Below are 20,893 nucleotides of genomic sequence, written 5' to 3' on the forward strand. Positions count from 1 at the left end.
GGCCTCTTCGGCCCGCCAGCCCGGCTCGTTGCCGCTTGGCGCGAGGAGCGTTTATGCCCTCTTTCGTTCCCCGAGTCAACAACTTTTTTCCGTTTCGCGAAAGTTTTTCGCTGCGACCGTCAGTCGTTTTTCTCAAGGCGCGAGGAGCGTTTATGCTCCCCTTTGCTTTCGAAGTCAACAACTTTTTTCCGTTTCGTGAAACTTTCGTTTCACCGTGGAGCCGAGTCGTTTTCTTCAATCGCGAGGAGTGTTTATGCTCCCCTCTGCTTTCGAAGTCAACAACTTTTTTCCGTTTCGTGAAACTTTCGCTTCACCGTGGAGCCAGTCGTTTTCTTCAATCGCGAGGAGCGGTTATGCTCCCCCTCGTCCCACAAGTCAATCACTTATTTACATCTTGGCGAAATTCGCCGCGACCCAATGTGTCGATCCCGTGACGCGAGAAAAGCACTTTAAGCAAACACACCTTCCGTGTCAACATAAAAACCATTTTTACACAGATATTCTAGCAAAACCCCGGCCAGAGCCAATTTCATGGGAGCTACCCACACGCCTCCTACCGGCCCCATCACACCTCCCCCCTGACATTCCCCACCAACAGCCCCACCCATCGCCGCTCAGTGCGCCGCTTTCTCATGACACAGACCAACCGCTGCCCGGCCACCGTGAAGGCACACCCCGAATCTGCCCAAGTAAGCCATCCACTCGCTGTCTTCTATATATAGATGTACCAACCAACATTTCGTCATGTGGCGAAATATGATTGACTTCATCCGTCCCGCTTCTTATATTTCGTCACACAACGAAATGAAAAAGACATCCACCTCCATCATGTCCACCGGAGTACATATGCTCAGCTACATTTCCGCTATCCGCGCTCTTGGCGACGAAAATCGCCTGCGCATCCTCATGGCCCTACGCATGCGCCCTTTGTGCGTTTGCGAAATAACAACGCTCCTTGGGCTCGCGGCGTCTACCACCTCCAAACACCTCTTTATCCTGCGTCAGGCGCGCTTGATCGAGAGCATCAAGAATGGCCGCTGGGTTTACTACCGCCTGCCGCAAGACCCCACAGACTGCGTGCGTGATGCGCTTGCGCTGACTATTCGCGAGCTTGCAGACTGCCCCCAAATCGCACAGGACGAAGCCGCCTTGCCGGGCATTTCGCACAACACCAGCATCCATGAATTCTTCAAACAGAAGCATATTCCCGTGCCTGCCGATCAGGCCGACGACACAGAAGACGATGCCGCGCAAACCGCAGGCACCCCAGCATAACGTCAGGAGATTTGAATGGAATCCACCAAGCTTAACCCCTTGCCCATGAAGGCATGCTGCGCCGCATGCGCCCCGGCCGCCCCTCAGCCAGAGGCAGACGACCACGATCACGGCTGCGCATGCTGCCAGGATCACAGTCACGACCATGAACACGGACATGACCATGAAAAGCGTGAAATCGCCATCATGGCTATCTCCGCCGTGCTTTTCGCCATTGGTATGGTCGCGGATGAACGTCTCGCCGAGGTCATGCCCAACTGGCTGGTCATTGGCATCTTCTACGCCCTGCCATACGTCTTGTGCGGCTTCGACGTACTGCGCATCGGGGCGCAAAGCATCCTGAAGAAGGACTTTTTCAACGAATTTACGCTGATGGGCGGCGCAACCATCGCGGCCATAGCCCTTGGGCAACTCCCCGAGGCGGTTGGCGTCATGCTCTTTTATTGCGTGGGTGAATTTGTGCAGGAGCGCGCGGCGGGGCGTTCGCGCCGTTCGGTCAAGGCCCTGCTGGCTGCGCGGCCCAGCATTGCCCACGAGATGCTGGACAACGGCGCCACACGCGATGTGGAACCCGAAGCCCTTGGCCCCGGCAGTCATATCCTTGTGCGCCCCGGCGAAAAGATCCCGTTGGACGGCACCGTGCTTGAGGGTGATTCGCAGGTGGACACCTCCCCGCTTACGGGCGAATCCGTACCCCAGCGCATTGCCCCCGGAAGCAGGGTACTCGCTGGCACCATCAATCTGAACGCGGCCCTTCGGGTCGAAGTGACAACGGCCTTTGCCGACTCCTCCATTGCCCGCATTCTGGAAATGGTCGAAAACGCCGTGGCCCGCAAGGCCCCTACGGAACGCTTCATCACCCGCATGGCCCGCTGGTACACCCCCGCAGTGACGGGCATTGCCTTTCTGGTGGCGGTGCTGCCCCCTCTGTTCGGGCTTGGCCCCTTCTCTCAGTGGATTTACCGCGCCCTGGTGCTGCTGGTCATTTCCTGCCCCTGCGCCCTGCTCATTTCCATTCCGCTGGGATACTTTGGCGGCATTGGCGCGGCTTCGCGCCGGGGCATCCTTATCAAGGGCGGCGCGGTGCTCGACAACCTGCGCGACATCCGCGTGGCTGCGCTGGACAAGACCGGTACCCTCACTGAAGGCGTGTTTGAAGTAAACGCCGTGCTGCCCGCCGCAGGCGTTGCCCCCAATGATCTGCTGGCCGCCGCCGCGCTGGCGGAGAGCCGCTCCAACCACCCCATTGCCCGCTCCGTCATGCGCGCCGCACAGCAGGAAGGCATTGCTGTTGATGATGCTTCGCTTACTGGCATGGAAGAAATCCCCGGCATGGGCGTGGCTGCCGCTGCTGACGGCCATGAACTTCTGGCAGGCAATGCCGCCCTGCTCACAAGCCGTGGCATTGCGCCCATGGATGTCAGCATGCCAGGCAGCGTGGTGCAGGTCGCCAAGGGCGGCAAGCTGCTGGGCGCGCTGGTGGTGGCAGACCGCATCAAGCTGCAGTCGCCCGAAGCCATTCAGGAATTGCGCCGCCTCGGCATCCAGACTATCGCCATGCTTACGGGCGACAGGGAAGAACAGGCCCGCCCCGTGGCACAACGCCTGAAGCTGGACATCCTGCGCGCAGACCTGCTGCCCGAAGACAAGGCCGGAGCGCTTGAAGCCCTTGGCCCGGTGAAGAACACAATCTTTGTGGGCGACGGCATCAACGATGCCCCGGTGCTGGCAACGGCAGGCGTGGGCGTGGCCATGGGTGGTCTGGGCGCGGAAGCCGCCATTGAAACCGCAGACGTGGTCATTCTGGACGACAATCCCGCCCGCCTGCCGGAGCTGCTGCGCATAGCGCGCCGCACGCGCACCATTGTCTGGCAGAATATTGTTATGGCCTTGGGCATCAAGGGATTGTTCATGGCGTTGGGCATCGTGGGGCTCTCCGGCCTGTGGGAAGCCGTGTTTGCCGATGTGGGCGTGGCCCTCATGGCCGTGCTCAACGCGACCCGCGCTGGCAAGATAGACGTGTAGCAAGCAAATCGGGGGAAGAGGCCGCGAAGCCCCTTCCCCCGATTTTTATATTCTGCCCTGCCCTGTTCCGCGCTACGCCTCTGCGCCACTGGCAGGCACATCTTCTCAAAAAACAAATCCGGCATCCTGCTGCGGCTGCAAACCCTTTACACGGCAGGGCGCTCCACGGTGTAACCGCCCGCCTCCAAAGCCTCAATAGCCGGAGCAAGCTTTTCAGCCTTCATCAATATATAGTCCGTATCAAAGGTGGACACGGCAAAAATGCTGATATCCACCTGCGCCAGCGTGGTCGACAAGCCCGCCATCACGCCGGTAAGGCCAAAATCCATCTGCCCAGCTACGCGCAGTGCGCGCCAGCCGTCCTCCCGCGCCAGTGTGGCGTGGGGAACGTCCGCAGTCAGGCAGACCACCGAAATTTCCGCATCAGTTTTGCCCACAAACAGCCACGGCACATGAAAATTGACGGCGCGCAGGTTTTCCACCTTGCAGACGCTGAATTTTCCTTCAATTACTTGCAAGAGCATGCTTTCTCCGCCTTTTCATTCAGATCGGTGTAAAAAACTGGCCGGGCAGATCGTACACCCAGAGCATTTCAGCCTTGAAAAAGGTTAAATGCTCTAACACTGCACGAGAGTGCAGCGCGCCACAACATGGCGTGGATTCTGCCGAGAATCGCATTTTGGGGCAGAATGACAACTTTGAAATGTGAAGCATTTCAAAGTTAATCTGGTCTAGGAAAGCAGCATGTTCAAGTGCCTGTAGGCCAAAGCTGTTGCCATGCGCCCACGCGGGGTGCGCTTTAAAAAGCCGCACTGGATAAGATAGGGCTCGTAAATATCCTCAATGGTTCGCACTTCTTCCGAGCAGGCCACGGCCAGGGTTTTGATGCCCACCGGGCCGCCGTCATAGTGTTTGATGAGCACTTCAAGCAGCTTGCGGTCCATCTGATCCAGCCCCAGCTCGTCCACGTCCATGCGCTTGAGCGCCGCCGATGCCTGATCGCCCGTGACCGTACCGTTGCCGTGCACCAGGGCAAAATCGCGCACCCGGCGCAACAGGCGGTTGGCAATGCGGGGCGTGCCGCGCGAACGGCGACCAATTTCCGCAGCGCCGTCAGTGGAAACCTCCACACCCAGGATGCGCGCCGTGCGCTGCACCACGCGGGCAAGGTCGTCCGGGCTGTAATATTCCAGCCGCGCCACAATGCCGAATCGGTCACGCAGGGGCGAGGATATCAGCCCCATACGCGTGGTCGCACCCACAAGGGTGAAGGGTTCAAGGTCAATCTTGACCGTGCGCGCCGCAGGCCCCTGCCCGATGACCAGATCGAGCTTGAAATCTTCCATGGCGGGATACAGCACTTCTTCCACGGCAATGGGCATGCGGTGGATTTCGTCCACAAAAAGGATGTCGTGCCGGTTCAGATTGGTGAGGATGGCGGCAAGGTCGCCGCTGCGCTCAAGCACCGGCCCGGACGTGCAGATAAGATTGACCCCCAGCTCGGAGGCCATGATCTGCGCCAGCGTGGTTTTGCCAAGCCCCGGATTGCCGTAAAAAAGCGTGTGATCCAGAGCCTTGCCGCGCTCGCGCGCAGCGCCCAGATACACGCGCAGATTGGCGCGCAGTTCATCCTGCCCGATAAAGTCGTCAAGGCTGTGCGGGCGTACGCTTTCGTCAATGCCTGTGGTGCACTCCGCAACGCACGGATTCGCAAGATCGGTCATCAGACCTTCCCCTTGGCGAGGGCCTTGAGTGTGGCGCGCAGTGCGCCGGTCACATCCAGATCAGGCTCTTCGTGCAGCAGTTTTTTGACCAGAGGCGCGCATTCGTCCGGCTCGTAGCCAAGATTGCCCAGACCGTCCAGCACGTCGCGGAACACGGAACCGGGCCGCACCCCCGTGGTCAGCGCTGCCGCCTGCGGGGCGTCCTCGACCTTGAGCTTGTATTTCAGCTCAAGAAACACATGCTCGGCGGTTTTCTTGCCAATGCCCGAAACGCGGGTAAGGGCCAGCACGTCATCCTCAAACACAACCCGGCGCAGGTCGTCAGGACGAAAGATGGAAAGGATGCCAAGGGCCGTGCGCGCGCCCACCTTGGAGATGGAAACCAGCACTTCAAAAGTCTGGCGTTCTTCAAAGGTGGCAAAACCAAAAAGTTCCAGCGCGTCTTCACGCACGGCAAGGCTGGTGTACAGCGCCAGGGCTTCCCCTCTGCCGGGCAGGCTGGCAAGCGTGTGGGCGGGCAGGGCCACTTCGTACCCCACGCCTCCTTCGGTGACGATCAGGCAGGCATTGCCCCATATTTCGGCCAGGCGGCCTTCAAGATAGGCGATCATGGATTCCTTGCGAGAAGTAAAGGTTGCTACCGCCAGAGCATAGACTGAAAGACGAAGGGTTTCAAATGGCGCTTGCCGTGTGCGGCGCTGCCGCCTTGAAACTTCCCGCTGCCGTGCCGCATGTCAACGGGCAAAAGGCGCAACGGCAAGGGAACTCAGGTCTCACGGCTGCAACACCTGAGTGGCAATCAACCGCCAATGCCCACCATCTGTTTGTCTGCCACGGCGGAGCCTTTTTTGCGGGCCTTGAGCAGATCGGCCCCAATGGGTTTGCCAGCACAGGCCAGGCGAACCACGCGGGCCAGATGTTCGTCATCAAAACGCGGATTACGCAGAAGCCCCCGCAAGTGATATTCCCTGTCGTCAAACAGGCAGGTGCGCAGATTGCCGTCGCTGGTGAGCCGCAGCCGGTTGCACGTGCCGCAGAAATGACAGGATACTGCGGTGATAAAGCCCATGCGGCCCTTGCCTCCCTGCACGGCAAACATCTTGGCGGGGCCAGCCTCCGCGCTGCTGTCCTGCACGGGATCAAGGCGCACACGGCGCTCGGCCTCGGCCCGGATGTCTGCGGCAGACCAGAACGTCTCCGGCCCCCAGAGGGTGCCGCTGCCCATGGGCATAAATTCGATAAAGCGCAGATCAACGGGCATGGTGCGCACAGCATGAACAAAATCGTCCATCTGCCCGTCATTGACGCCGCGCATGGCGACAGCGTTGATTTTTACGCGAATGCCCGCTTGCAGCAGCCCGTCCAGCGAGGCGAGAACAGCGGGCAGCAGGTCGCGCCCGGTCACTCTGGCAAAGGTTTCTCGGTCAAAGCTGTCGAGGGAAAGATTTACGGCGCTCACGCCCACCGAGCGCAGCAGCGGAATGTGCGGCTCAAGCAGGGTGCCGTTGGTGGTCAGGCGCAGATCAAGGGATGGGTAGCGCGTATGCAGCAGATGCAGCAGTTCGTCGCAGCCCTTGCGGGCAAAGGGTTCGCCCCCGGTAAGCCGCACCTTTGAAACGCCCAGCGCGGCCATCATGCCCACAAGGCGCGCCATTTCTTCATAGCGCAGCACCTTGGGGTGCGGAATGAACTTCTGGTTTATCTCGCTGCGGCAATAGGCGCAGCGCAGATTGCAGCGGTCAGTGACGGAAAGGCGCAGATACCGCACCACGCGGCCGTGGCCGTCGCACAGGGGGGCAGGATGCGCCAGTGGCGCGAGTTCTTCACCGGGGGCGGCACAGTTGCCAAGAGGGGCAAATGGATTTACACATGCTTGCATGAAACACCTGCTATTCGGAGCCGCCCTGCTGGGCTGCCTTTGCATGACCATACCCGCGCTGGCCTGGGACGGCTTTGACGCCGATTCCGCCGACCTTGTCGAGGTCATCCCCGACCGTGTTCCCTCCAAGGGCGACACGGTGGACGTGCGCAACTATGACAAGGACGCCACGGAAACCTGCCTCGTTGAATCGGTTGCCCGCAATGCCCGCACTGTGGAACTTGTGGTGCGCACTCCTGCCGGGGTATCCCGCACCCTTGTGATGGAAGGCCGTTAGCGGCTGTTGCCGAAAAGCATTTTGTGCCCCGCGTGGCTGTTGATCGCGCTTTGCGGCGCGCAGCCGGGAGCAGAAACGGCATTTTCAGAAACAGCCGCCCGTTCCAGCACTTAGTTATCGCCCGAATCGGCCTCATGCCCCGGCAAAAGAATGCTCGGGCTTTCAGCCTGACCCTGCCCCTTGGGACACTGGGCCTGGAGATGACAAATTTCGCAGCCGCCCTTGAAGGGGTAATGCGTCACAACAGCATAACGGCGCGTAAGGGTGCCGAACGCCTCGCGGTATTCAATGCCCAACGAGGCCAGCGCCTCGCGCAGCGTTTCCGTGGGGCGCGGCGAAGGCGCGCAACCGGCGTCTTCCACCTGGGGCAGGGCTTCCTGCACGGCGGCCATGCACATAAACTGGGCAAGGTTGTTGATCATAAAGCCGTCAGAGGCAGATTTGCCCCAGGCTTCATCCACAAAATTTTCCACTTCTTCCGGCAGCCAGACAGCCAGATACGAAATTTTGCCAGCCGCAATCTCACAGACGTTCAGTTGCGGCAGCCATTCGCCCCACAGGCCCACAAGACGTTCAAGAATCGCACCGCCAAGGCGCGTTTCCTTGCTCATGGACATGAAGGCTTCCAGATCAAAGTAGGGCTGCATTTCATGCCGCCGGATTTCATACGGTTTGCTGCTTGCCTCGCTCACTTGTTCTCCTTGGATGCTCATTGCCTGATTAGCCCGCGCGCTGCCGCGCCTGACCGTGCTTATGAGCCGCAGCAGATATTCTATCCATGCAAGGCACATCGTCAAGAGCATGTTTGCCGCAGCAAGGCTGTTGCACGAGCCGCAGAGCGGGGCTGGCGCTGCCTTTTGCGGTGATTTGATTCTTTCGCTCCAAATTTTATACAGCGGGCTGACCGGGCATGATCCATACAAAACAATGCCGCCCGCAGCGTGGGGAGCATGTTGCCTTTACTTGGCAGGGCCTCTTTTTTATCATATGCAATTGCCGCACAGCTGATGTCGTTGCAAACGGAGCCTCAGCCTGCGGCCAGGCTTCTGATACCACACACCACAAGGATGCCGCATGAACAAGCCCAGTGACCACCCCGCAAAGATCCGCTATAAATATCAGATGGATGAAAACGCAAGACTGCAAACAGCCCACGGCGTTTGGGGCGGCATAAATCCGCAGGGCGAGATCGAGATGAATTTTTATCACGAAAGCGATGCCCTGCCCGCTTTCTCTGAGCAGCTGGTGGCCCCCGACGGCTCCATCGGCCACGAAATGACCCCCGGCGAAATGGACGCGCGCGAAGTGAACCGCTGCATCCACAGCCGCGTGCTGCTCAACTACCACACGGCCCGCGCCGTGCTTGACTGGCTTGAAGACCGCGTGGCCGCCCTTGAAGAAGAAGGCGCGCATGGCATGTACGATGCAGACCTGGACATTGAGCAGTAATACAAGATCATGATTGAAAAGACCTACCATATCATCACTTTTGGCTGTCAGATGAACGTGCACGACTCCCATTGGCTGGGGCGTGCGCTCGGCGCTCGCGGTTTTTTTGAAGCGCCGCTTGAAGACGCGCAGGTGGTGGTGGTCAATACCTGTTCCGTGCGTGAAAAGCCGGAACAAAAAGTTATGAGCACGCTTGGGCGCATCCGTCAGGTTTCGGGCGGCAACCCGGCCGTGCTGGTATGCGTGGCCGGATGCGTGGCCCAGCAGCTTGGCGAAAGTATCTTTGAAAAAGAAAGCCAGGTGCGCCTTGTGGCGGGCAGCGACGGCATAGGCAATGCCCCGCAGGCCATCGAGCGCCTGCTGGAAAATCCCGCCCAGAGCCTCTCCCTGCTCGATTTTACAAGCCAGTATGTGGAGCGCGAGGGCACAACCGAACCCGGCGTGGTCAGCGGTTCCGTAGCCTATGCCAATATCATGCAGGGTTGCGACAACTTCTGCGCCTACTGCATTGTGCCCTTCACCCGGGGCCGCCAGAAATCGCGCAGCAGCACGGCCATTCTTGACGAATGCAAGGCGCTGATCGACAACGGCGCGCGGGAAATCACCCTGCTTGGGCAGAACGTCAACGCCTTCGGGCAGGATAAAAGCGGCGACGGCACGAGCTTTGCCGCTCTGCTGCGCAAGGTTGCCGCCCTGCCGGGCCTTGAGCGCCTGCGCTACGTTACCCCGCACCCCAAGGATATGGGGCCGGAAGATGTCGCCGCCTTTGCGGAGCTGCCCCAGCTCTGCCCCCGCCTGCATCTGCCCATGCAGGCAGGCTCGGACGCGGTGCTGGCCCGCATGAAACGCCGCTACGACAGCGCGGCCTTTCTTGATCTGGTGGAGCGCCTGCGCGCCGCCCGACCCGATCTGGCCCTCTCCACTGATCTTATTGTGGGCTTTCCCGGCGAAAGCGAACAAGATTTTCAGGACACGCTGCAGATGATGCGCGCCAGCAACTTCATGTCCAGCTTCTCCTTTTGCTACTCCGACAGGCCGGGAACGCGGGCCTCGCTGTTCCCCGACAAAATCCCCGCCGATGTGGCCCAGGACAGGCTGTTGCGCCTCCAGGCCCTTCAGGACGAACTTGGCGCGCGCTGGTTGCAGCAGCGGGTGGGGGGCGAAACCACCCTGCTGATCGAAAATCGCAGCCCCAAGGAAGGCCAGGGGCCGGAGCCAAGCTGGCAAGGCCGCGACCCCTACGGCGCGCCCGTGCATGTGGAGCTGCCGCCGCAAGTGGATCACACGGGCCGCATGGTGCGAGCGAGCATTACAGAGGCCAAGAAGCACAGCCTCATGGCCCAACGATTGGGGGAACCATGGTAGAAATGCGCGTTTTCGGCCTCACCATCGACCCGCAGAGCAAAACGCCCATCGTGGTGTTGCGCGAAGCCAGCGGAGATGCAGTACTGCCCGTCTGGGTGGGAGCCATGGAGGCCATGGCCATTTCTCTGGTGCTCAACAACGAAAACCTGCCCCGTCCGCTCACGCACGACCTTTTTCTCATGACGCTCAAAGCCTTCAAGGCCGAGCTGCGGCGCGTGGAGATCAACGACCTGCGCGAAGGCACCTTCTACGCGGTGCTTGTGCTTTCCGGCCCGGAAGGCAGAACGCGAGTGGACTGCCGCCCCTCGGACGCCATTGCCCTGGCCATGCGCGCAGGGGCACCCATTCTTGTGGAAGAGGAAGTACTGCGCCTTTCTGCCGAGGAGCAACAACGGGCGGAACAAAGCACTGCCGTGGAAGTTACCACGCCGATCCCTGATGCCGCCACAGACATGGTGCGCCGCGTCGGCGCTCAAAAAGAGGCGGATATGCTGGGCGGTGCCCTGCTGCGCCACGGCGAGCTGCCCCCCTCCCTCTCTGCGGATGAAGAAACCCGATACCGCGAGATGCTGCGTTCGCTTGATCCGATTTCACGCCGAAAGATGTAACCGGGCGCAACGATTCTCTTTATCTTTACCACACCCGCATTGCATGGATGTGCGCGTGGGTTTGGGCATCCTCTGTTTTTCCCATTTTTCGCGCAGGCAGCGCTTTTCAGAGACGATACGGCAGTCCTTGCGGGCATACCGGAGCGGGTACGGCCACGCCCTGCGCCCGACAAATTCAGGGCTTTTCCTGAACTCTAAAAATATTCTAAATAAAAAATGCCGCACCAACTGGCTAAAATCATGAATAATTTTTTTCAGCCCGCGCCAATAGCCGATTTCAGATCCCTAAAGATATAGCGTCTTGCTCCGATTATTAGCAGCAATGGGGAAGCGAACCATGCTGCACTATCGACTATTCAAAGAAATTAACGACCTTTTTGCCTCCGGGCATGTCGAACAGGCCCGCCGCCTGCTCATGGAAGTGCAATCGCGCAGCATCGCCCTGCACGATGAGCTCAACCTGTTGCAGACCCGCCTGAAGACCCTTGAAGAGGTCGTTGAGCTTGCCAGCAACCTGTTCCGCCGCAACGGCCTCTACTGGCTCAAGGCCAAGGATATCAATCTTGGGCCGTTCTGCCCGCGCTGCTACGAAAACGAGGGCGGCCTCATCCGCCTTGAACGGGCAGATGGCACGCTGCACTGCCCCTACTGCCACGCGGTGCTCTCCTGCCCGCCGGAATTCTGCGGCAGCGCGGATGAGCAGCAACGAGCGCGCATAATACCCTTTGCCAATTAGGCTGGTTCTGACAGATCAGACACACAAACACCTTGCCGCCACAACCAGCGGCAAGGTGTTTTTTTATGGAGGCACAAGCTATTACGCTCATTCGCGACAGGCATTCATCAAATTTCACGGCCCAGTTTTCTTGCGCAAGCCCGCTCCAGCGGGTATAGTGCATTTACGGAAGCCACTGCCTGCCCTTCCTGCCGGCAGCTTTTCAACTGGGTATTCCGACAAGGACAAGCATGACTCGCCCACGGCAGATCCATGTTCTTCTTCTCAGCGAAAGCGAATCAATGGCCGCTCTGGACAGACGCGCACTGCGCGAAGTCGGGGTTGACCGCATTGAAGGTCTGACCTCCGGCGTGGCGGCAGCCCGCATGCTGGCTGGCCTTGACGAATTTCCCCCTTCTTTCAAGCCCGATGTGGTCATCTGCTCGCAGCGCCTTTCTGATATGGACGGCGAACAGTTTTGCGCCATTTTGCGTCTGCACCCCCTGCTGCTCGACATGCCCGTTCTGCTGATTCTGCCTCACGACAGCGAGGTGGAGCAGCTCCGCACCCTCGGCTGCGGCGCAAGCGCCCTCATATCAAGGCCCTACTCCTTCAGTCAGCTCAAGGCCCATCTCGATTTTTTGGCCAACTCGCGTTCTTCGCTTGAAGATCTGGAAAAAGCCGCCCACCTTGCCGACACCAAAGCCTTTGATGAAGCCGTGGCCACCTACGGCATCCTGCTCAAGCCCATTCGCCAGCCTGAAGACTATTTTCGCGTGGGCATGCAGTGCCTTGAACAGCGCAAATGGAACAGCGCCATCAATGCCTTCCAGCGAGCCATGCGCGGCGCGCTTATTCAGGGCAAGGCGGAGTTGGGCATGGCTGCGGCGTGGAAGGGCAAGGGCGACATGGCCCGCTACCGCCACTATCTTTCGCTGGCGGCAGCCACTTTCGTGCGCGCGCGGCAGTGGAACCGCGCCCGCGCTGTTTATGCCCGCATGCTTCAGGAAGATCCTACAGCGCGAAGCCCGTTTTTGTCCGAGGCCTTGCAGCAGATACGCCAGGGCAACTTTGATTTTGCAGCAGGAATTTTGGCTCAGGGGTATGAAATTACCCCCAGAGAGCAGATCAGCGAGCGCATGGCGCAGATATGCCTTGCAACAGATACCCCGGACGACATGCTGAAAAGCATGGAAGCCTGCCTTGAACAGGCTCTGGGCGCTGACGCCGAAGCCTTGAGCGCAGAAATCCGCACCACGCTTGAAACCCTGACCCGCGAGGCCGAGGCCAAAAAGCTTGAAGACGCGGCAGAACGTCAGTGGCGGGCAGGCCGACAGGCCTCCAGGGAGCGTGGGGACGCGGAAGGCGCGCCCGCAGAATGGGCAAATGACCCTCTGATGCAGGTGGGTCAGGCGCAAATGGGTCAGGCACAAACAAATCAGGCGCAGGCCGCAGGTGCAGACCCTCAGCGCGCGCCCATTACTGCCGCGCGGCAACGCGGGCAAATTGGCATTGCCCTTGCCGATGAGGACGAACCGGACATGTCCTCCCAGCAAGGTTCTGCCGCCAGATCCGGTGCTCTGCGCGCCGGGCAGGGTGCCTCCTCGCCAGTCATCTCCTTGTGGGGCGAGCACGAGGGCGCAGCCCAGTCAACGCAGAACACCCGCACCACGCAGGATGCGCAGCCTGCCATTTCAGGCAATACCCCCATCCCGCCGTTGCTTGATCCGCTCGCGCGCGGCAAGAGCTCCGGAAGCCTGATTGGCGGCAAGAGCAGCCTCACGGACATGATGTCCATAGTAAAATTTACCTGGAAGCAGGCCTTCCGCAAATAGAGCAAATGCCCTGACGGTATTCCTCAGCAGCGTAGCCAGTATTGAAGAGGCGCAGGCGGGCAAAGCCCGCCTGCGCCTCTTTTTACGCTCATACCAGTGCCCGAACAGAAAAAAGCTTTCTGACGCGGTCGGGATAACGCGATGGTACCGCTCTAACGCTTCACGCGCTGGAGCATGTCTTCGGTTGTAAGCGAGTGCAGATGCCGCACCCGCCAGAGGTAACATGCCGCCCCGAATCCCAGGGCCACGATGTAGGCAATCCAAAAGCCCGCCGCCCCCATTGAGGGAACGAGAAGGTTTGTACGCGCCAGGGCAAAACCCAGCGGCAGGCCGATAATCCAGTAGGCTGCAAAGCAGATGACAGAAATAATCCGCGTATCATTATGCCCGCGCAGAATGCCTATGCCCGTCACCTGCAAGCCGTCCACAATCTGGTAGGCGGCCTGATAAAGCAGGAGTTGCATGGCCAGGGCGGCCACCGCCGCATCCTCGGTATAAATGGCCACGATGCTATGACGGAAAAGCACTGTAAGCGTAGCAATGAGCAGCGCAAAAACAACGCTCAGCGTCAGGGCCGTGCGGGCCACGATTTTGGCGCGCTCGGCCTGCTGCGCCCCAAGGTAACGGCCAACGCGAATTGTGGCCGTCATGCTGATGGAAAGCGGCACCATGAACACCAGTGCCCCGAAGTTAAGGGCAATCTGATGCCCAGCCACCATGACCGTCCCCAGAGGGGCCAGCAAAATGGCGCTGAGGGCAAAGAGCGAAACTTCAAAAAACAGGGCCAGCGCACCGGGAAAGCCAATGCGGAACACCCGCAAGACCAGCGCCCCGTCAAAGCGCGGCTCTTCTGCGCTGCCGCCACGGAACAGGGGCGCAAACAGCGGCCCCAGGCATTTATACTGCGGGTCGCGGCGCAGATAATACAGCATGCACAGGCCCATAAACCAGAAGCTGATGGCAGAGGCCACGCCGCAGCCCACCCCGCCAAGCTCCGGCAAGCCGAACTTGCCGTAAATGAATACATAGTTGCAGGGAACGTTGAGCGCCAGCCCGAGCAGGCCTATGACCATGGCGGGGCGAGTGCGGGAAAAGCCCTCAAGAAAGCTGCGTAGGTTCACAAAAAGCAGAAAACCCGGCAAACCCCACATGATGGCGCGCAGGTACGCCCCTGCCATGTCTGCAAGCGCGGGCTCAAGCCCAAAAAGCTCCAGATGGAACGAGACTGCGTAATAAAAGCTCACCAGCACAACGCTCAGGCCAAGGGTCAGCCACAGGCCCTGCCGCAGCAGATGCGCCGCGCGGTCAGGCCGCCCGGAACCCACCAGTTGCGCGCTTAAGGGAGAGAGCGCCAGCAGGCAGCCAATGCCAAGCAGGGCCACAGGGGCCCATATGGAACCCGCAACGGCCACAGCGGCCAGAGCCTGGGCGCTGTAAAGCCCGCTCATGGCAGTATCGGCAAAGGTCATGCCCGTTTGCGAAAGCTGGGCAATGAAGATGGGCAGCCCCACCGCATAAAAACGGCGGGCCTCGGAAAGGGAGAATATTTTTTCAAACATAGGGTTCTCGCAGGTGATCCATGGCGGGCGTCAGAGCCAGCGCCAGAGCAAGCCGGAAGAGTCCGGGGTAAAACGTGTTCCGTCCGCGCCGCAACGCGCGAAACATGGGGAGGCAAAGGGTTACGGGCAGGGTTTGCCCTGATCGCTAACGCAAAAACAGCCCTTCAGAAGGCAGCGTCTTGCCCATGATATCCGCAGCCCGGCCCACAAGGGATTCAATGGCCGCACGCCCCGCAGGGCCGAGATCAAGGCTGAAATCCGTCACAAAGGTCTTGATGTGGGCGCTGGTGACGCTTTCTTCCATTTCCTGCGCATGCGAACGGATAAATTCGCGCGAATCATCAGGGTGCGCGTTGGCGTAAGCCAGGCTGGCAGTAATGGTATTCTGCACGCGCCGGGCAAGGGGTATGGGCAGGTCGCGCCGCACGGCAATGGCGCCCAGCGGCAGCGGCAGCGAAAATTCCGCCTCCCACCACTGCCCCAGATCAAGCAGTTTTACAAGCCCCTGCCGGGCGTAGGTGAAACGCCCCTCATGGATGATCAGACCAAGATCAGCCTCGCCATTGCTCACGGCGGACATGACGTCGCTGAACAGCATCTCCTTGCGCGGCCCCTGAAAACCGCCATGCAGGGTCAGCAGCAGGTTGGCCGTGGTCAGCAGGCCGGGCACCGCCACAGTGGCATTGCGCCAGTCTTCGGGCCTGAGGTTTTTGCGCGCCACCACAAGGGGGCCGCAGCCCCAGCCAAGCGCCGCGCCAGAAGACAGCAGGGCATAATCCTGCATGATTTCTGTGGTTGCGCCAAGCGACATCTTGGTGACGTCCAGCGCCTTTTGCCGGGCAAGATTGTTCAGTTCTTCCACATCGGCCATATGCGGTGTGATGGGCGCGGGAACAGGCACCAGCCCGTGCAGCATGGCATGAAAAATATAGGTATCGTTGGGGCAGGGCGAAAGACCGAATGACAGATTTGGCGGCGGCAAGGCAGACATTTTTTCCTCACGTTGACAGTGTGCGGCGGCGGGGCTTAATCTGCGAGCGGCATTTTGCCCCCAATCCATGCACAGGATTCAGATATGCTAGACGCAACATACTACGCCGCACTGGGCCTTTCGTCTATCCGCGAAAAGGTGCTCTCCGGGGAGCGGCTTTCGCCCGAAGACGGGCTGACACTGTTCAACTGCCCCGACATTACCGCCGTGGGCGCTCTTGCGCTGCACGTGCGCTGCCGCCTGCACGGCCACAAGGCCTTTTATGTGGTCAACCGGCAGATCAACTATACCAATGTGTGCGTCAACGGCTGCACCTTTTGCGCCTTCCGCCGCGACAGGGAGGACGAGCCGGGCGCATTTGCCATGAGCCTTGATGACGTGCTGGCCCGCCTGCGCGCCGCAGACGCGACCCCCCTGCATCTGGACGAGCTGCACATTGTGGGCGGCTGCCACCCCACGCGCCCTCTTGCCTGGTTTGAAGACATGATCCGCGCGGTGCGGGCCTTCAACCCCAACCTGCCGGTCAAGGCCTTTACGGCCGTAGAAATTGAACATTTTGCGCGTCTTGAAGGCATCAGCACCCTTGAGGTGCTCAAGCGCTTGCAGAACGCGGGCCTTGTGATGATGCCCGGCGGCGGCGCGGAAATTTTTGATGAAGAGCTGCGCCCGCAGATCTGCCCGCACAAGGCCGATGCCAAGGCATGGCTGCGCATTCAGGGCGAGGCCCACAGCCTTGGCATTGCCACCAACTGCACCATGCTGTTCGGGCATATCGAATCATACGAACACCGTATCGACCACCTCTGCCGACTGCGCGAGCAGCAGGACAAGAGCGGCGGCTTTACCTGTTTTATTCCCCTGCCCTTCCTTACGGATCACAGCCGCCTCAAGCTACCGGAAGACAAGGTCGGCCCCCAGCGCGGGCTGGATCAATTGCGCACGGTGGCTGTTTCGCGCCTCATGCTCGACAACATCCCCCACCTCAAGGCCTACTGGATCATGATGGCCCCCAAGCTGGCCCCCGTGGCCCTGTGGTACGGCGCAGACGATCTGGACGGCACCATCATTGAAGAGCGCATCGGTCACATGGCGGGCGCGCAGTCTGCCCAGGGCATGACCATTGAGGAACTTGAGCATCTCATCCGCGAATCGGGCTTTACCCCGGTGCGGCGCAACGCCACCTTCAATACCCTGAACGACGAATCCACGGAGGCGCGCCAGTGACTACGTTTTTCCCCGCGCACAGCCCCTTTGACGAACAGGGCGCAGAATTTGAAGACGTGCGCCAAGCCGCAGCGCTTGCCGCCAGCGGTCAGCGCCTTGACCGCGCCGCCGCCGAAGCCCTGTACTACAAGGCCAGCCTGCACACGCTTGCCCAACTGGCCCACGCCATGCGTCTGCGTCTGCACCCGGAACCCATTGTCACCTATGTGGGCGACCGCAACATCAACTATTCCAACGTGTGCATGTGCGCCTGCCGCTTCTGCGCCTTTTTCCGCGCGCCAGATCAGGAAGGCGGCTACGTCATCAGCCGAGACGAAATGGCGCAAAAAATCGAGGAGACTCTTGCCCTCGGCGGCACCCAGGTGCTGCTCCAGGGCGGGCACCACCCCGACCTGCCGCTGGAATGGTACGAAGATCTGCTGCGCTGGATGCGGGCCACATGGCCGCAGTTGCACATCCACGCTTTTTCGCCGCCGGAGATTTTCTTCTGGGCCGAGAAATTCGGCCTTTCCGTAACGGAAGTGCTGCGCCGCCTGAAGGAAGCTGGCCTGCACTCCCTGCCCGGCGGCGGCGCGGAGATTCTGCACACAGGAGTGCGTGCCCAGGTTTCGCCCAACAAATGCACTGCCGAGCAGTGGCTCGGTGTCATGGAAGAAGCCCACAAGCTGGGCCTGCGCACCACCGCCACCATGATGTTCGGTCATGAGGAAGAACCCGCTCACAGGCTGGATCACCTCTTTGCCGTGCGCGAAGTGCAGGACCGCACCCACGGCTTCACGGCCTTTATCCCCTGGACATTCCAGCCAGCGCACACGCGCATTGACGTTGACCCGCTGCCTGCGCCCGCCTACCTGCGCCTGCTGGCAGTCTCCCGTCTGGTGCTGGACAACATCGCAAACATTCAGGCCTCGTGGGTGACCATGGGGCCGCAGGTGGCCCAACTGGCCCTGTTCTACGGCGCCAACGACTTCGGCTCGCTGATGATTGAAGAAAACGTGGTGGCCGCAGCCGGGGTTTCCTTCCATATGAACCGCAGCGACATCCACAAGGTCATCCGCACGGCGGGCTTTACCCCCGTGCAGCGCACCATGGACTACACGCCCGTGGTTCCCCAGCCTGAAGTGTAAGGCTTCCGACGCACTGTTAATTCCACGTTTCCGGGGGTCCGCCCCCGGAAACGCGTTTTGGCCGCACATTCAAATTTCGCCCATCGGCTTTGCCCCTGGCAAAAGGTACTCCGCCCCATGACCGAGCAAAAGAAAACTCCCCCTGTACTGCGCATGGGCCGCATTGGCTATCTCAACGTACTGCCCATCTATCACCCGCTGGAAGCCGGCATTCTGCCCCACGATTACGAGCTTGTTTCCGGCCCGCCAGCCCTGCTCAACACCATGATGGCGCGCGGCGAACTGCACGTTTCGTCCTGCTCGTGTTTTGAATACGCCAGCCGCCCGGAGCGCTACCAGCTTGTGGAAGACCTCTCCATAGGCTCCCACGGCCCGGTCATGAGCGTACTGCTGCTCTCGCGCGTGCCCTTTGACCAGCTTGAAGGACAGGAAATCCTCATCAGCGGCGAAACACATACCTCGGTGGCCCTGCTGCGCCTCATCATGCGCGACAGGTTCAAGCTCAACGTCACATTTACCACAGGGCAGGTAACCCCGGCCCTGCGCGGCGAAAACCCGCCCGTGGCCTTTCTGGCCATCGGCGATGAAGCCCTGCGCCTGCGCAACCATCCCGAGTATCCGCACCGTCTCGATCTGGCTGAGGCGTGGCGCGACTGGACGGGCCTGCCCTTTATTTTCGGCCTGTGGGTGGTCAGCCGCGCCGCCGCAGAGGCAAAGCTCTTTACCAGCGACCCCGGCGCGCTGCTGCGGCAGGGCCGCGACTGGGGCCTTGAGCACATGGACGTCATCCTTGACCTCACGGCCCACGGCTGCCCCCTCTCACGCGAGGAGCTGGCCTTCTACTACAGCAAGGGCCTTGTCTACACCCTGGGAGAAGAAGAACAGCGCGGCTTGAGCCTTTTTTATCAAATGCTGGCAGATGCGGGCATGATCGCCAAGGCCCCGGCCCTGGAGTTTTTCAAACTGTAATTTTTCGCCGCGAACTTTTTTCAACCTGAAAAAATTTGTCGCAGAGCAAGAAAAATTGGCATGGAGCAGCCGGGGCACGGGGTGCGGGCTGCTCCTTTTTTGCCATATTTACATAGTAATTCAGTAAGTTGTCATTGCCCGCAGGGGACTTCTCAGCCTTAAAAATTGCCGCAAAGCCTACAGCCAGGCCAAAATATTTTTCTCCGAATTATCATCCAGCACATGGAATGGAAGAACAAACTACCCTAGTGTCAGTGCCCACGCGCGTACTGACACTCTTTTATCGTGGGGTAGGTATATGACACAGGTTCCTTCCGCCGCCGGGCGGTCTTTTTTGGGCTATCTTTGTGAAAATATTCGTAATAGGGGCAAAAACCCCCTGCGCGCTTTCACTGGTTTTGCCCTGGCATGGATTGCATTTTTTCTGCTGTGGAACGTGATCCCCCCATTTGACGGGCTGACGCACAATGGCATGGCCGTTCTCGGCATTGTGGTGTGGGCCAGCATCATGTGGGTCAGCGAGGCCATGCCCGCAGGCGTGACCGGTATTTCCATTCCCACCATGCTGCTGATCACCCAGGCCCTGCCCTGGAACAACGGCAAGCCGCCCATGGCGATCATCTTTGCCGGATTCACCGACCACGTTATCTGGCTTTGCCTGTTCGCCTTTATGGTGGCAGCGGTCATGCAGCTCATTGGCCTTGACCGCCGCATCGCCCTGGGCATTCTGGCCCGCTTCAAGGCTTCGTCCGTATGCCGGGTTATCTGGGGCATGTTTTTTGTGAACATTGTTCTGGGCTTTCTGGTGCCTGCGGCCAACGCCCGCGCCGCCACCCTGCTGCCAGTGGTGCAGGGCATCTGCAACCTGCTCGGTGATACGCCCGAAGAACGCGCCGCCAAAAAGGCCCTTGTCATCCAGTCTCTGGTCTACGGCTCCATGATCTGCGGCATGTTCATCATGACGGCCCATCTGCCCAACATGATCTTGGTGGGTATTTTTGAAAAGAACGGCTTTACCAACATCAACTTCCTCAACTGGATGCTCCTGCAGTTCCCGTATCTGGGCATGTTTGTGCTGACCAACTGGTGGACGCGCTACTACTTCAAGACCAACTGCGTTTCCATTGCGGGCGGCTCCGCCACCATCGAAAAAAGCTACAAAGAACTTGGCCCCATGAGCACCGCAGAAAAAACCCTGCTGGGCATTTTCCTGCTGGTCGGATTCATGTTTGTGACGGGCAAGGGCAGCTTCATTTATGAACTTCACCGCCAGCCTCTGGGCGTTATTGGTCTCGTTGGCATGATGGTGCTGTTTGCCCCCGGCATGATGCCCTGCTCGTGGAAGGCCGTGCAGCAAAAGACCATCTGGGGCACATTCTTGCTGCTGGGCGGCGCCATGACCATGACCACCGCCATGACTCAGGCTGGCGTGGCGCAGTGGCTTGCCGCCCACATCCACAGCATGGTTGTGGGCATGAACTGGTGGCAGACAGTGCTGACCATGATGGTGGGCACGCACATTATCCGCCTTGGCATGCTCTCCAACGTGGCTGCCGTGGCCATGCTTGCCCCGGTGGTATTTGCCATGGCTCCCAAGCTTGGCCTGCACCCTGTGGCCTTTACCATGCTGGTGTGCGATACTGATACCTTCGCCTACCTGCTGCCCACCCAGATCACCGCCGCCGTCATCGCGCACAGCACAGAAACATTCTCCACCGCCGACTACGCCAAGGTGGGTTCCGTGGCCGTGCTCATCGCCATCGCCTACGGCCTCTGCGTCATGGCCCCCTGGTACGCGCTGCTCGGCATGCCCGTGTGGAACCCCGCCGCAGCCTGGCCTTTTTAATCGCCCCAACCCTTTGCCCGAGAGG

19 protein-coding genes are annotated in these 20,893 nt (G+C 60.0%); 12 read left to right on the plus strand and 7 right to left on the minus strand.

The features are described from left to right. The first annotated feature begins 756 nt into the window (after window positions 1-756). Window positions 757-1,275 (plus strand): metalloregulator ArsR/SmtB family transcription factor, encoded by a 519-nt coding sequence (locus VEZ52_RS04260; protein ID WP_324835685.1) that lies wholly within the window; start codon window positions 757-759, stop codon window positions 1,273-1,275. Window positions 1,276-1,290: 15 nt separating this feature from the next. Beyond that, window positions 1,291-3,300, plus strand: a complete 2,010-nt coding sequence (locus VEZ52_RS04265; RefSeq protein ID WP_324835686.1) for a heavy metal translocating P-type ATPase — start codon at window positions 1,291-1,293, stop codon at window positions 3,298-3,300. Window positions 3,301-3,446: 146 nt separating this feature from the next. Here VEZ52_RS04265 and VEZ52_RS04270 read toward each other — a convergent pair whose 3' ends face one another. From VEZ52_RS04270 to moaA, 4 genes are all read right to left on the minus strand, one after another. Next, a complete protein-coding gene (locus VEZ52_RS04270; RefSeq protein ID WP_324835687.1) occupies window positions 3,447-3,824 on the minus strand; it encodes an ACT domain-containing protein in 378 nt (125 codons plus the stop codon). Between the two features lie 207 nt (window positions 3,825-4,031). Continuing rightward, window positions 4,032-5,024, minus strand: a complete 993-nt coding sequence (gene ruvB / locus VEZ52_RS04275) for a Holliday junction branch migration DNA helicase RuvB (protein WP_324835688.1) — start codon at window positions 5,022-5,024, stop codon at window positions 4,032-4,034. Beyond that, entirely contained in the window at window positions 5,024-5,635 is a 612-nt protein-coding gene (gene ruvA / locus VEZ52_RS04280; protein ID WP_324835689.1) for a Holliday junction branch migration protein RuvA, read from the minus strand. The genes ruvB and ruvA overlap by 1 nt, the downstream gene beginning before the upstream one ends. Window positions 5,636-5,823: 188 nt before the next feature. Next, entirely contained in the window at window positions 5,824-6,903 is a 1,080-nt protein-coding gene (gene moaA / locus VEZ52_RS04285) for a GTP 3',8-cyclase MoaA (RefSeq protein WP_324835690.1), read from the minus strand. On the opposite strand from moaA, the gene VEZ52_RS04290 reads away from it, so the two are divergent. Next, window positions 6,902-7,180: a DUF5334 domain-containing protein gene (locus VEZ52_RS04290; protein ID WP_324835691.1), complete on the plus strand. Its 279-nt coding sequence runs from the start codon at window positions 6,902-6,904 to the stop codon at window positions 7,178-7,180. The two genes, moaA and VEZ52_RS04290, sit on opposite strands and share 2 nt — an antisense overlap. A gap of 110 nt (window positions 7,181-7,290) precedes the next feature. Here the strand turns inward: VEZ52_RS04290 and VEZ52_RS04295 are convergent, their stop codons facing one another. Further along, a complete protein-coding gene (locus tag VEZ52_RS04295) occupies window positions 7,291-7,827 on the minus strand; it encodes a hypothetical protein (protein ID WP_240825017.1) in 537 nt (178 codons plus the stop codon). Window positions 7,828-8,254: 427 nt separating this feature from the next. Here VEZ52_RS04295 and VEZ52_RS04300 point away from each other — a divergent pair, with 427 nt between their 5' ends. From VEZ52_RS04300 to VEZ52_RS04320, 5 genes are all read left to right on the plus strand, one after another. After that, the gene (locus tag VEZ52_RS04300) at window positions 8,255-8,629 is read left to right on the plus strand and encodes a hypothetical protein (RefSeq protein ID WP_240825001.1); all 375 of its coding nucleotides are present in this window, start codon (window positions 8,255-8,257) and stop codon (window positions 8,627-8,629) included. Between the two features lie 9 nt (window positions 8,630-8,638). Continuing rightward, window positions 8,639-9,994, plus strand: coding sequence for a tRNA (N6-isopentenyl adenosine(37)-C2)-methylthiotransferase MiaB (miaB, locus tag VEZ52_RS04305; RefSeq protein ID WP_324835692.1), 1,356 nt, complete (start codon window positions 8,639-8,641; stop codon window positions 9,992-9,994). Further along, window positions 9,988-10,602 carry a bifunctional nuclease family protein gene (locus tag VEZ52_RS04310; RefSeq protein WP_240824999.1) on the plus strand — a complete coding sequence of 205 codons (615 nt, stop codon included), beginning with the start codon at window positions 9,988-9,990 and terminating at the stop codon, window positions 10,600-10,602. Before miaB ends, VEZ52_RS04310 begins: the two co-directional genes overlap by 7 nt. A gap of 337 nt (window positions 10,603-10,939) precedes the next feature. Further along, on the plus strand, window positions 10,940-11,338 hold the full coding sequence (locus VEZ52_RS04315; RefSeq protein WP_324835693.1) for a hypothetical protein: 399 nt from the start codon (window positions 10,940-10,942) through the stop codon (window positions 11,336-11,338). A gap of 230 nt (window positions 11,339-11,568) precedes the next feature. Beyond that, entirely contained in the window at window positions 11,569-13,152 is a 1,584-nt protein-coding gene (locus VEZ52_RS04320) for a response regulator (protein WP_324835694.1), read from the plus strand. A 152-nt stretch (window positions 13,153-13,304) separates the two neighbouring features. On the opposite strand, the gene VEZ52_RS04325 is transcribed toward VEZ52_RS04320, so the two are convergent. Continuing rightward, window positions 13,305-14,711 carry an MATE family efflux transporter gene (locus tag VEZ52_RS04325; protein WP_324835695.1) on the minus strand — a complete coding sequence of 469 codons (1,407 nt, stop codon included), beginning with the start codon at window positions 14,709-14,711 and terminating at the stop codon, window positions 13,305-13,307. Between the two features lie 145 nt (window positions 14,712-14,856). Further along, the gene (locus tag VEZ52_RS04330) at window positions 14,857-15,702 is read right to left on the minus strand and encodes a 1,4-dihydroxy-6-naphthoate synthase (RefSeq protein WP_324835696.1); all 846 of its coding nucleotides are present in this window, start codon (window positions 15,700-15,702) and stop codon (window positions 14,857-14,859) included. Window positions 15,703-15,786: 84 nt separating this feature from the next. Here VEZ52_RS04330 and mqnE point away from each other — a divergent pair, with 84 nt between their 5' ends. The 4 genes from mqnE to VEZ52_RS04350 all read left to right on the plus strand — a co-directional run bounded on the left by mqnE (window position 15,787) and on the right by VEZ52_RS04350 (window position 20,868). Continuing rightward, a complete protein-coding gene (mqnE, locus tag VEZ52_RS04335) occupies window positions 15,787-16,926 on the plus strand; it encodes an aminofutalosine synthase MqnE (protein WP_240824994.1) in 1,140 nt (379 codons plus the stop codon). After that, window positions 16,923-18,053 carry a cyclic dehypoxanthinyl futalosine synthase gene (mqnC, locus tag VEZ52_RS04340; protein WP_414649501.1) on the plus strand — a complete coding sequence of 377 codons (1,131 nt, stop codon included), beginning with the start codon at window positions 16,923-16,925 and terminating at the stop codon, window positions 18,051-18,053. The genes mqnE and mqnC overlap by 4 nt, the downstream gene beginning before the upstream one ends. 117 nt (window positions 18,054-18,170) lie before the next feature. Beyond that, window positions 18,171-19,022, plus strand: coding sequence for a menaquinone biosynthesis protein (locus VEZ52_RS04345; protein ID WP_324835697.1), 852 nt, complete (start codon window positions 18,171-18,173; stop codon window positions 19,020-19,022). 298 nt (window positions 19,023-19,320) lie between these two features. Further along, window positions 19,321-20,868 carry an SLC13 family permease gene (locus VEZ52_RS04350; protein WP_324835698.1) on the plus strand — a complete coding sequence of 516 codons (1,548 nt, stop codon included), beginning with the start codon at window positions 19,321-19,323 and terminating at the stop codon, window positions 20,866-20,868. Window positions 20,869-20,893 lie beyond the last annotated feature (25 nt).

This window comes from Desulfovibrio sp., assembly GCF_035644575.1.
Classification (GTDB): Bacteria; Desulfobacterota; Desulfovibrionia; order Desulfovibrionales; family Desulfovibrionaceae; genus Desulfovibrio.